The following is a 10,852-nucleotide window of genomic DNA, read 5'->3' as shown; positions in this document are numbered from 1 at the left end:
TTCCCCCCCCCAGAGTTTGGGGGGGCCCCACTTCTTTTTGTTTGCCCTAGTTGTCCGACCCCAGTTGTGAGCGAACGGCACTTTCGTCGCCTCAGATGCGCCGAAAGGCGCGTTCGCTCAGGGGAGGGGGACCGAAGTCAGAGCGCCCGTCGCTGAAGATGCAGCGCCTCGAGGAACTGCGCCGGCAGATCCTGCTCGAGGATTTCGTCGTCAGGATGCGGTAGCGCTTTGATTTTCGCGAACTCGTCGTTGAGTCGTTCCATCTTGACGTCCAGGCGGTGTGCCGCGGCTGCAGCCTCGGTGAGTTCGTCGAGGAGTTCGACGGGAACCTCGCGGTTGTACTTGTAGTAGATCTTGTGTTCGAGGCTCGCCCAGAAATCCATCGCGATCGTGCGGATCTGAAGTTCGATCGGTACGTGCCTGACGCGGTCACTCATGAAAACCGGGACCTCGACGATCAAGTGCAAGCTCTTGTAGCCGTTGGGTTTCGGATCGGCGATGTAGTCCTCGCGCTCGATCACCCGAAGGTCCGTCTGGCTGGTGAGCATCTCGGCGATTCGGTACGTGTCGGAAATGAAGCTGCAGGTGATACGTACTCCAGCGATGTCGAAGATGTTCTTCGAGATGTCGTCGATCGTCAGCGGGACGTTCAGGCGTTGAGCCTTTCGCAGGATGCTGTCCGGTGACTTGACCCGTGACGTGACGTGTTCGATGGGGCTGTACTGATTGATGTGAGTGAACTCGTCCTTGAGGATGTTCACCTTGGTCATCAGTTCGGAGATTCCGAATTGGTACAACATCATGAAGCGGGAGAACTCGGTCCGCAGTTCGGCGAAATCGGCCCTGCTGACCCCACTGCTGTCTTCCACGTTCGGCACCCTCATCTGTTAGCTGGTGTAACCAGTCTGCCACCGATTGTGCCGTGTCCGGTTTCAGTGGGTGCGCAGTGCGGCGAGCGTCATATCCCGCAGGACTCGACGCGCGCGTGCCGGCGAAGCGGGGTTGGCGCTGTGAGGGGTCGAGTTGATCAGACCGAAGGTGGCATGCGCTTTGATTCGTGCGTCCGCCTGATCGAGTTGGGGATCGAGTTGCTCGAGCACCCCGACCCACACCTCGACGTACTTGCGCTGCGTCTGGCGTACCTGTCGACGCGCGTCGGCCGGCAGGCTTTCGAGGTCGCGGTCCTGGATGCGGATCAGGTCCGGCTCGCCGAGCGCGAAGTCGAGGTGAAACTCCACCAGTGCGTCGAGAGCAGCGCTCGGTGAGTCCGCTGCCTCCGCTGCCGCAGAGCCGCCTTCGTGCAGGCGCGTGCTGATGCCGACGAGAAGTTCCACGAGGACGGCGTCCTTGTTCGGAAAGTGCCGGTACACGGCCGGGCCGCTGATGCCGACGGCCGCGCCGAGGTCTTCGAGTCGCACACTCACGAATCCGCGTTCGGCGATCAACCGTGCGGCGGCGTCCAAGAGCTGACGTCGACGGTCGGCCTTCATCTGATCGCGTCGCGTCGGAGCTGCTACCTGCTCAGAGGTCATTCTCTCGATCTTTCTTCGCTTGTGTTCTGGACAACTCAGTTAATCATAGTTAATCTAGTTTCAGTTATCGAGCATTAACTCATGGCGAAGGCGGCGGGATGACTCCCAGTGGAATCACGCAAGGATCGGGCTACCGGTCCGATCACACCGTTCTGGTGGACGAACTCAAGAAGAAACTGGCGCAAGCAGCGCTGGGTGGCAACGAGCGCTCTCGCGAGCGTCACGTGAGCAGAGGGAAGTTGCTGCCGCGAGATCGCGTCGACTCGCTGCTCGACCAGGGCAGCCCGTTCCTCGAGCTGTCCCCACTGGCGGCCAACGGCCTGTACGACGACGAGTGCCCGGGCGCCGGCGTCATCACCGGTATCGGCCGTGTGTCGGGTCGCGAGTGCGTCATCGTTGCCAACGACGCGACGGTCAAGGGCGGCACCTACTACCCGATGACGGTGAAGAAGCACCTGCGCGCGCAGGAAGTTGCGCTGCAGAACAACCTTCCCTGCATCTACCTCGTCGACTCCGGCGGCGCCTTCCTGCCGCGCCAGGACGAGGTCTTCCCGGACCGTGAGCACTTCGGCCGGATCTTCTACAACCAGGCGACCATGAGCGCCAAGGGGATTCCCCAGATCGCCGCAGTTCTCGGTTCATGCACCGCGGGAGGCGCCTACGTGCCCGCGATGAGCGACGAAGCAGTGATCGTCCGCAACCAGGGCACCATCTTCCTCGGCGGCCCGCCGCTGGTGAAGGCAGCCACCGGCGAGATCGTGACGGCGGAAGAGCTCGGCGGCGGCGACCTGCACTCCAAGGTTTCCGGCGTCACCGACCACCTGGCCGAGGACGACCGCGACGCACTTCGGATCGTGCGCAACATCATTGCCACGCTCGGCCCCCGCTCCGAGCGCCCGTGGGACGTCATCTCCACGGTTCCGCCCGTCGCCGATCAGAGCGAGCTGTACGAAGTCGTTCCGACTGATCCCCGTACTCCGTACGACGTGCACGAGGTCATCACCAAGCTCGTCGACGGTGGCGCGTTCCAGGAGTTCAAGGCTGAATACGGCAAGACGCTCGTCACCGGTTTCGCCCACATCGAGGGCCACCCGGTCGGCATCATCGCCAACAACGGCGTGCTCTTCGGCGAATCCGCCATGAAGGGAGCACATTTCATCGAACTGTGCGACAAGCGCAGTGTGCCGCTGCTGTTCCTGCAGAACATCGCAGGCTTCATGGTGGGACGCGACTACGAGGCCGGCGGCATCGCCAAGCACGGCGCCAAGATGGTCACGGCAGTCGCGTGTGCACGGGTCCCCAAGCTGACAGTCGTCATCGGCGGCTCGTACGGCGCCGGCAACTACTCCATGTGTGGACGCGCGTATTCACCTCGCTTCCTGTGGATGTGGCCGAACGCGCGCATCTCGGTCATGGGCGGCGAGCAGGCCGCGTCGGTGCTCTCGACGGTTCGTAGTGACCAGCTCGACAGCGCGGGTAATCCGTGGTCGGCCGAGGACGAAGAATCCTTCAAGGCGCCGATCCGCGAGCAGTACGAGGCTCAGGGCAATCCGTACTACTCCACTGCGCGGCTGTGGGATGACGGTGTCATCGATCCCGCAGATACCAGAACTGTTCTCGGCCTGGCCCTTTCGGTGTGCGCGAACGCGCCGATCGAGCCGGTCTCCTACGGCGTCTTCCGGATGTGAGCGAAATGACTGAGTTGCGCACTATCGATACTGTTCTCGTGGCCAACCGCGGTGAGATCGCGGTTCGCGTGATCCGCACGTTGCGTGAGTTGGGAATTCGCAGCGTCGCCGTCTACAGCGACGCCGACGCGAATGCTCGCCACGTCCGCGAGGCCGACACTGCCGTCAACATCGGACCGGCCGCGGCGCGTGAAAGCTACCTCGTCATCGACAAGGTCATCGACGCTGCCAAGTCCACCGGTGCTCAGGGTATTCACCCCGGTTACGGCTTCCTGTCGGAGAACTCGGCGTTCTCGGCTGCCTGTGCGGCTGCCGGAATCGCCTTCCTCGGCCCCTCCGAGCACGCCATCGAGGTGATGGGTGACAAGATCACCGCGAAGAACGCCGTTGCCGCGTTCGACGTGCCGGTGGTCCCGGGTATCGCTCGCCCCAATCTGACCGACGAAGAACTGATCGCAGCGGCCGAGGACATCGGCTACCCGGTGTTGGTCAAGCCTTCGGCCGGCGGAGGCGGCAAGGGAATGCGTCTGGTCGAGGATCCGGCCAATCTGGCCGAGGCTCTTCGCAGTGCCCGCCGTGAGGCCGCGTCGTCGTTCGGCGACGACACCCTGTTCCTCGAGCGATTCGTCCTGCGGCCCCGGCACATCGAGGTCCAGGTTCTCGCCGACCAGCACGGCAACGTCGTTCACCTCGGTGAGCGCGAATGCAGCCTGCAGCGGCGTCATCAGAAGGTCATCGAAGAGGCTCCCTCGCCGCTGCTCGATCAGGTGACCCGTGACCGGATCGGCGCGGCAGCGTGCAACACCGCTCGAAGCGTCGATTACACCGGCGCCGGCACCGTGGAGTTCATCGTCTCCGCCGACAAGCCGGACGAGTTCTTCTTCATGGAGATGAACACCCGCCTCCAGGTCGAGCATCCCGTCACCGAAATGGTGACCGGACTGGATCTGGTCGAATGGCAGGTCCGTGTGGCAGCAGGGGAGAAGTTGGCCTTCTCCCAGAGTGACATCACGCTGACCGGGCACGCCATCGAAGCTCGTGTGTACGCGGAGGATCCGGGCCGTGGATTCCTGCCGACCGGCGGCAGCGTCGTCGATCTGGTCGAGCCGTCAGGTTCCGGCGTGCGCGTCGATTCCGGACTGCTCGCGGGCACCGTCGTCGGCAGTGACTACGACCCGATGCTCAGCAAGGTCATCGCCCACGCTCCCGACCGCGCGGGCGCACTGCGCAAGCTCGATCGCGCACTCGGTGACACCGCAGTGCTCGGAGTCGTGACCAACATCGAATTCGCACGGTTCCTCCTCGCTGATCCGGATGTGATCGCGGGCAACCTCGACACCGGTCTGCTCGATCGTCGCGTCGAAGACTTTGTCGCAGCCGACGCCTCCGACGAGGTGCTCATTGCTGCCGCGGCGTATCGCTGGCTCTCGCGGTGGACAACTTCGGAATCCGTTGATCCCTGGGACGTCCCGAGTGGGTGGCGCGTCGGAACTCCCGCTCCGACCAGCATCAGGCTCTCCGCCGGCACCCGAACGGCGCACGTTGCGATCGTCGGCGTTCCCGCGGATGCAAAGGTCGAGGTCGAAGGTTCACAGCCTCGCGCATTCAGCGCGACCCTGACGGGATCCGAACTGGCGGTGGTGATCGACGGACGTCGACGCACGTTTGTCGTCGCCCAGACCGATGGCGGTCTGTGGCTGGCAGGCGGCGGAACCTGGCACGTGCGCGAGGTAGCCGAAGTCAGCGTTCGCGGTGAGGACAAGCATGCCGGTGACGCCGAAATCGCCAGCCCCATGCCCGGTGCCGTCATCGCAGTCAACGTCGAGAACGGCGCGGCAGTGAGCGCGGGACAACCACTCGTCGTGGTCGAGGCCATGAAGATGGAGCACTCCTTGACGTCCCCGATCGACGGGATCGTGGAAGTGCTTGTCCGTCAGGGCGATCAGGTGATGGTGGATCAGGTTCTGGCCCGCGTGGTACCTGTCGCGGACGAAGAGACTGCAGAAGTAAAGACCGAGAACACGACGCAGAAGGAAGACGCCTGATGTCCGATTACCTTGCCACCGGAGCGCTTCCGGACGAATACCAGCAGCTCGCCAAGACGGTTGCGGATTTCGCGAAGACCGTAGTGGCACCGGTTGCTGCCGAGCACGACGCCAACCACACCTTCCCGTACGAGGTAGTGGCCGGGATGGCCGACATGGGACTGTTCGGCCTGCCGTTTCCCGAGGAGTACGGCGGAATGGGCGGCGACTACTTCGCACTCTGCCTGGCGCTCGAAGAGCTGGGCAAGGTCGACCAGAGCGTCGCGATCACTCTCGAAGCTGGTGTGTCCCTTGGTGCCATGCCGATCTACCGTTTCGGTAACGAGGCACAGAAGCAGGAGTGGCTTCCGCAGCTCACCAGCGGCAAGTCGTTGGCTGCCTTCGGCCTGACCGAACCCGGTGCGGGTAGCGACGCCGGCGGAACCAAGACCACCGCGAAGTTCGACAGCGGTGAGTGGATCATCAACGGCAACAAGCAGTTCATCACCAACTCGGGCACCGACATCACCAAGCTCGTGACGGTCACCGCGGTCACGGGTGTCAAGGACGGCGGCAAGAAGGAGATCTCGACGATCCTCGTGCCGACCACGACGCCCGGCTTCACGGCTGAACCGGCGTACAACAAAGTCGGTTGGAACGCATCCGACACCCATCCGCTCACGTTCGCCGATGTTCGTGTCCCCGAAGAGAATCTGCTCGGTGAGCGCGGCCGCGGCTACGCGAACTTCCTGCGCATCCTCGACGAAGGCCGCATCGCCATCTCCGCGTTGAGCGTCGGTGCCGCCCAGGGCTGCGTCGACGAGTCGATCAAGTACGCCAAGGAACGCGAGGCGTTCGGTCGCCCCATCGGACACAACCAGGCCATCGCGTTCAAGATCGCGCGTATGGAGGCTCGTGCCCACGTCGCACGTACCGCGTACTACGACGCGGCCGCACTCATGTTGTCGGGCAAGCCGTTCAAGAAGCAGGCGTCTATCGCCAAGCTGATTTCCTCCGAAGCTGCCATGGACAACGCCCGTGACGCCACGCAGATCCACGGCGGATACGGCTTCATGAACGAGTACGCCGTCGCGCGCCACTACCGTGACAGCAAGATCCTCGAAATCGGTGAGGGAACGACCGAGGTGCAGTTGATGCTCATCGCTCGTGAGGCAGGGCTGTGACGAACCCCAAGAAGATCACTCAGCGCGGGCTCTGGTTCGAGGAGTTCGAGGTCGGCGCGATCTACGAGCATCGCCCAGGCCGGACGGTGACCGAGGCTGACAACGTCCTGTTCACGACTTTGACCATGAACACGCAGGCGTTGCATCTCGATGCCGCGTACAGCGAGGACACTCAATTCGGTGTGCGGCTGGTCAATTCGATGTTCACCCTGTCGACCATCGTCGGCCTGTCCGTCGCGCAGTTGACGCAGGGCACCATCGTGGCGAACCTCGGTTTCTCCGAGATCAGCTTCCCGAAGCCGCTCTTTCACGGCGACACCTTGTATGCCGAGACGCTCATCGCGGACAAGCGTGAGTCGAAGAGCCGTCCAGGTGAAGGCATCGTGACGCTCGTGCACACCGGGCGTAACCAGCACGGTGACGTCGTCGCACTGGCCACGCGCAAGACACTGGTGCAACTGCGTCCGGCAGAGGTGTCCTCATGACGTGGACACCGCCGGGGCCGGCGTGGTTGTTCTGCCCGGCGGATCGTCCCGAGCGCTATGCGAAGGCCGCGGCTGTTGCCGACGTCGTGATCCTCGATCTCGAAGACGGTGTGGCTCCGGCCGACAAGGAAGCCGCACGTGCAGCCCTGATCGACACGCCTCTCGATCCGGAGCGGACGGTCGTGCGCGTCAATCCGGTCGGTACGCCTGATCACGAACTCGATCTGATCGCGCTGGACGGCACACACTATTCGCGTCTCATGCTGTCCAAGTGCGAATCGGCCGAGGACGTCCTCTCGCTCGCACCGGCGGACGTGGTTGCGCTCGTCGAGTCCCCGCGAGGAGCCCTCGCCGTGGCCGACATCGCGCTTGCTGCGAACGCCATCGGTGTCATGTGGGGAGCCGAGGATCTTGTTGCCGGTCTCGGCGGCAACTCGAGCAGGCACCCGAACGGTTCGTACCGCGACGTTGCCAAGCACGTCCGATCGACGTCTCTCCTGGCCGCGAAGAGCTACGGCCGGTTGGCTGTCGATTCCGTGTACCTCGACATCAAGGACCTCGTCGGCCTGGGCGTCGAGTCCGCTGATGCCGTCGCAGTCGGCTTCGACGTGAAGGTTGCGATCCATCCGAGTCAGGTCGAGGTCATCCGCGGGGCCTTCGCACCTTCGGAAAAAGAGATCGACTGGGCCACACGAGTGCTTGCCGCGGTGTCTACTGAACGTGGTGTGTTCGCGTTCGAGGGCAAGATGGTCGACGCTCCCGTTCTCCGTCACGCCGAGAAGCTTCTTCACCGAGCCGGAATCTTTCAGCAGAAGGAGAACTAACGGATGAGCAAAGTCGTGAATACGGCAGCTGAGGCAGTTGCCGACATCGCGAGCGGATCCAGGCTCGCAGTGGGCGGCTTCGGGCTGTGCGGTATTCCCGACGCACTGATCGCGGCGATCGCCGACGGCGACGCCACCGATCTCGAGGTGTTCTCCAACAACTGCGGTGTCGACGACTACGGTCTCGGCATTCTGCTCGGCGCGCACCGGATCGCCAGGGTGACGGCGTCGTACGTGGGGGAGAACAAGGAGTTCGCGCGCCAGTATCTCGCCGGTGAGCTCGAAGTGGAGTTGACGCCGCAGGGGACGCTGGCCGAGCGGCTGCGAGCAGGCGGTACCGGCATCCCGGCGTTCTACACTCCGGCCGGCGTCGGCACCCCGATCGCCGAGGGCGGCTTGCCGTGGCGATACAACCCGGACGGTTCGATCGCCGTGGCGTCGCCACCGAAGGCGACGGCAGTGTTCGGTGGCCGCACGTATGTATTGGAAGAGGCGATCACCGCTGACTTCGCGCTCGTGCACGCGGACTACGGCGACACCGAAGGAAATCTCGTCTTCAACAAGACGGCGATGAACTTCAACCCGCTTGCTGCCATGGCCGGCCGGATCACCATCGCGCAGGTGGAGAACCTCGTCGAGCCGGGCGACATCGACCCCGCACACGTGCACCTACCTGGAGTGTTCGTCGCGCGGGTCGTGCACACAGGCCCACAGGAGAAGCGGATCGAGAAGCGGACCGTCTCAGGAGGCACCAAGTGACCAGTGCAGAGGAAACCCGTATCGGTTGGACTCGCCACGAGATGGCCGCTCGCGCTGCCGCCGAGATGCGGCCGGGGGAGTACGTCAACCTCGGCATCGGCCTGCCGACTCTGATCCCCAGTTACCTGCCCGAGGGCGTCAAGGTGGTCCTCCACAGCGAGAACGGCATCCTCGGTACCGGACCGTATCCGACCGATGATCAGGTCGATGCCGACCTCATCAATGCCGGTAAAGAAACCGTCACCGTCAATTCAGGCGCCGCGTTCTTCGACTCGGCTCTCTCCTTCGGCATGATCCGCGGTGGTCACATCGACACCGCGGTGCTCGGCGGGATGCAGGTGTCGAAGACCGGTGACCTTGCCAACTGGATGGTGCCGGGCAAGATGGTGAAGGGTATGGGCGGGGCGATGGATCTGGTCCACGGTGCCCGCCGCGTCATCGTCGTGATGGAGCACACCGACCGCGACGGCAATCCCAAGATCGTCGAGGCCTGCACGCTGCCGCTTACCGGTCAGAGCGTCGTCAACCGGATCATCACCGACCTGGCAGTGCTGGACGTCACCGCGGACGGGCTGCAGCTTGTGGAGCTGGCTCCAGGGGTCAGCAGCGAGCACCTGAAGAGCGTCACCGGTGCGGCCCTGTCCTTACTAGCCGACCAGAGGTAAAGGAGCGGGATTCAGTCGAAGTATGTGGTCGTTCATAGCGGGTTTGTACGGCCAAACTCATCTTGGCTGCTGTCAGATGACACACCCAGGCGCAGCGCTGTGACTACGTCAACGATCGATGATCTTACGGTCTTCTCGTAGAATTCGATATCGGCAATCGCCTCCGGTGCTGCGGTTATAGATATGCATACTGTGTCCCCCAGTCCAATTGCGTTGTGAGCAAGTCGAATATTGAAACCTATCGAGGGCAACGAACTGGCAAACAGTACCGGTGCGCCGGCAAGAGTTGTATCTGCTGGACCCGCGCGGTAGCTGGCCAGCTTCGTGTGCACACTGACTCGCTCACAGGGGACCTCGAGCTTTCGCGCTTCAATCCGGGTGAAGATGCGAAGAGCTGGCGCAGGCACTTGGTTCACAAATGATCTGAATTTCTCCGCAGCGGCGCTAGTTGCGGCCTGCTTTCCGTCCCTCAACTCTTGACTGATCGAGCTCGCTCGAAGCGTCAAATCCTCAGTAAGCACGTGGAGGTCGATCGCACACGGCGAGATCCGATTGAGATCACGGCTGGTGGAACGTGGCGGAAGAGCGACCGGAACATTGCATCGGTACGTCGCGATGGGTAGTTCAAAGGCCTTTGCATAGCGCTCGATAGCAAGGGAGATCGCGGTTGCGAGAGTTTCCGTGATTGTGAAACCAGGTACTCGAAGATCGGCGAGGGCCAGTGGAAATGTTCGCGACATTGGTCTGCCGAGCGATGGGCCCGCGAGAAATCCAGGGATTGGCAGCTCTATTGTGTCGGCGGTCTTCGTTGTCCTTGAGCGGACGTAGTTGCCTGCTGTCTGCGAAGCAAGTCGTAATGAGTTGTAAGAGCCCCGGACAGCTCCAAACATCGAGTGGCGGAGGCGCGGGCGGGAAGCCAAGTCATCGGGTGCGGGTTCACAAACAGTTTGAGTCGATGCCAGCAGTGCACGAACCAGGTCGACTGATCCAAGTCCGTCAGTGGCACAGTGCGAAAACTGGAAAACCAGCGCGGTTGCAGGCCCGCGAGATCCTGGTACATCCATGATTTCGCGCAGCACGTGAACCTGCCACAAGCTCTTATACGGATCCAGCCGAGTCTCCATTAGTTTGGAAAAATCGCGCATGCACTCACTCCACGTTTTCCCGTGGACGAAGACTTCGTTAATATGTGAATCGATTCCACTGGAGTCGGCGACTCTGTAGGGGTAGTCCAATTTTACGGGGTCGTCTTCGAGGTGTTCTCCAAGAATGGGAATTCTGTTCATTCGCTGTGCGAGATGCTCGCGAATTTGCCTCGCTGATGGCGCATTCCCGCTGTCATCGCAATCGAAGACCTGCAGGCTGTAGATGTCAGGATGTCGACTGTAGACGTAGTACGCATCTGTTGGGTTAATGCGAAAGTATTTCGGGATATTGATTCACCTTCCAGTACTTGTCGTCCAGTTAATGGGTGTCCAACCTACGATAGCGGAGATCCGTTGAGATCTCATTTGGAGGACCCTAATCGGGGGCTTGCCGCGGCGGACTCTTAGCCCGCAGTCACGCAGAGGTTTACGCGACGCCGCCATCGACGGGCGCATATATGTACTTACTGCACGCGTCACTATTAACGCACGTCGCTAGGGCAGCTTTCCGAGTCGTGTGTAGGACACAGTCGTAGACTTGAATCG

The 10,852-nt window shown here is 62.3% G+C and carries 10 protein-coding genes; 7 read left to right on the top strand and 3 right to left on the bottom strand.

All coding sequences use genetic code 11. The features are described 5' to 3' along the window. Positions 1 to 137 precede the first annotated feature (137 nt). A complete protein-coding gene (locus AC1Q6C_RS16480) occupies positions 138 to 884 on the bottom strand; it encodes a GTP pyrophosphokinase (protein WP_024487832.1) in 747 nt (248 codons plus the stop codon). A 48-nt stretch (positions 885 to 932) separates the two neighbouring features. Beyond that, a complete protein-coding gene (locus AC1Q6C_RS16475) occupies positions 933 to 1,532 on the bottom strand; it encodes an SACE_7040 family transcriptional regulator (RefSeq protein WP_003941968.1) in 600 nt (199 codons plus the stop codon). A 98-nt stretch (positions 1,533 to 1,630) separates the two neighbouring features. Between AC1Q6C_RS16475 and AC1Q6C_RS16470 the strand changes: the two genes are divergently transcribed. Genes AC1Q6C_RS16470 through AC1Q6C_RS16440 form a run of 7 tightly spaced genes read left to right on the top strand, consistent with a single transcriptional unit; the run spans position 1,631 to position 9,161 of the window. Beyond that, positions 1,631 to 3,220 (top strand): carboxyl transferase domain-containing protein, encoded by a 1,590-nt coding sequence (locus AC1Q6C_RS16470; RefSeq protein WP_230359665.1) that lies wholly within the window; start codon positions 1,631 to 1,633, stop codon positions 3,218 to 3,220. Between the two features lie 5 nt (positions 3,221 to 3,225). Next, the gene (locus tag AC1Q6C_RS16465) at positions 3,226 to 5,265 is read left to right on the top strand and encodes an acetyl-CoA carboxylase biotin carboxylase subunit (RefSeq protein ID WP_042453639.1); all 2,040 of its coding nucleotides are present in this window, start codon (positions 3,226 to 3,228) and stop codon (positions 5,263 to 5,265) included. Continuing rightward, positions 5,265 to 6,428: an acyl-CoA dehydrogenase family protein gene (locus tag AC1Q6C_RS16460; RefSeq protein ID WP_007730190.1), complete on the top strand. Its 1,164-nt coding sequence runs from the start codon at positions 5,265 to 5,267 to the stop codon at positions 6,426 to 6,428. Before AC1Q6C_RS16465 ends, AC1Q6C_RS16460 begins: the two co-directional genes overlap by 1 nt. Continuing rightward, positions 6,425 to 6,913, top strand: coding sequence for a MaoC family dehydratase (locus AC1Q6C_RS16455; RefSeq protein ID WP_003942078.1), 489 nt, complete (start codon positions 6,425 to 6,427; stop codon positions 6,911 to 6,913). Before AC1Q6C_RS16460 ends, AC1Q6C_RS16455 begins: the two co-directional genes overlap by 4 nt. Then, positions 6,910 to 7,737 (top strand): HpcH/HpaI aldolase/citrate lyase family protein, encoded by an 828-nt coding sequence (locus AC1Q6C_RS16450; RefSeq protein WP_003942031.1) that lies wholly within the window; start codon positions 6,910 to 6,912, stop codon positions 7,735 to 7,737. Before AC1Q6C_RS16455 ends, AC1Q6C_RS16450 begins: the two co-directional genes overlap by 4 nt. A 3-nt stretch (positions 7,738 to 7,740) precedes the next feature. Next, positions 7,741 to 8,496 carry a CoA transferase subunit A gene (locus AC1Q6C_RS16445; RefSeq protein ID WP_007730192.1) on the top strand — a complete coding sequence of 252 codons (756 nt, stop codon included), beginning with the start codon at positions 7,741 to 7,743 and terminating at the stop codon, positions 8,494 to 8,496. A 41-nt stretch (positions 8,497 to 8,537) separates the two neighbouring features. Continuing rightward, positions 8,538 to 9,161 (top strand): 3-oxoacid CoA-transferase subunit B, encoded by a 624-nt coding sequence (locus AC1Q6C_RS16440; RefSeq protein ID WP_230359895.1) that lies wholly within the window; start codon positions 8,538 to 8,540, stop codon positions 9,159 to 9,161. A gap of 32 nt (positions 9,162 to 9,193) precedes the next feature. Here AC1Q6C_RS16440 and AC1Q6C_RS16435 read toward each other — a convergent pair whose 3' ends face one another. Beyond that, on the bottom strand, positions 9,194 to 10,522 hold the full coding sequence (locus AC1Q6C_RS16435; protein ID WP_268868122.1) for a wax ester/triacylglycerol synthase domain-containing protein: 1,329 nt from the start codon (positions 10,520 to 10,522) through the stop codon (positions 9,194 to 9,196). Positions 10,523 to 10,852: the final 330 nt, after the last annotated feature.

Source organism: Rhodococcus sp. MT28 (genome assembly GCF_058792695.1).
This window is presented reverse-complemented; position numbering and strand designations above follow the sequence as displayed.

What these genes read in the sequence shown, in the direction of transcription:
- AC1Q6C_RS16480 (WP_024487832.1), bottom strand. Translation starts at nt 884, where the DNA reads ATGAGGGTGCCGAACGTGGAAGACAGCAGTGGGGTCAGCAGGGCCGAT.
- AC1Q6C_RS16460 (WP_007730190.1), top strand. Translation starts at nt 5,265, where the DNA reads ATGTCCGATTACCTTGCCACCGGAGCGCTTCCGGACGAATACCAGCAG.
- AC1Q6C_RS16440 (WP_230359895.1), top strand. Translation starts at nt 8,538, where the DNA reads ATGGCCGCTCGCGCTGCCGCCGAGATGCGGCCGGGGGAGTACGTCAAC.
- AC1Q6C_RS16445 (WP_007730192.1), top strand. Translation starts at nt 7,741, where the DNA reads ATGAGCAAAGTCGTGAATACGGCAGCTGAGGCAGTTGCCGACATCGCG.
- AC1Q6C_RS16470 (WP_230359665.1), top strand. Translation starts at nt 1,631, where the DNA reads ATGACTCCCAGTGGAATCACGCAAGGATCGGGCTACCGGTCCGATCAC.
- AC1Q6C_RS16450 (WP_003942031.1), top strand. Translation starts at nt 6,910, where the DNA reads ATGACGTGGACACCGCCGGGGCCGGCGTGGTTGTTCTGCCCGGCGGAT.
- AC1Q6C_RS16475 (WP_003941968.1), bottom strand. Translation starts at nt 1,532, where the DNA reads ATGACCTCTGAGCAGGTAGCAGCTCCGACGCGACGCGATCAGATGAAG.
- AC1Q6C_RS16465 (WP_042453639.1), top strand. Translation starts at nt 3,226, where the DNA reads ATGACTGAGTTGCGCACTATCGATACTGTTCTCGTGGCCAACCGCGGT.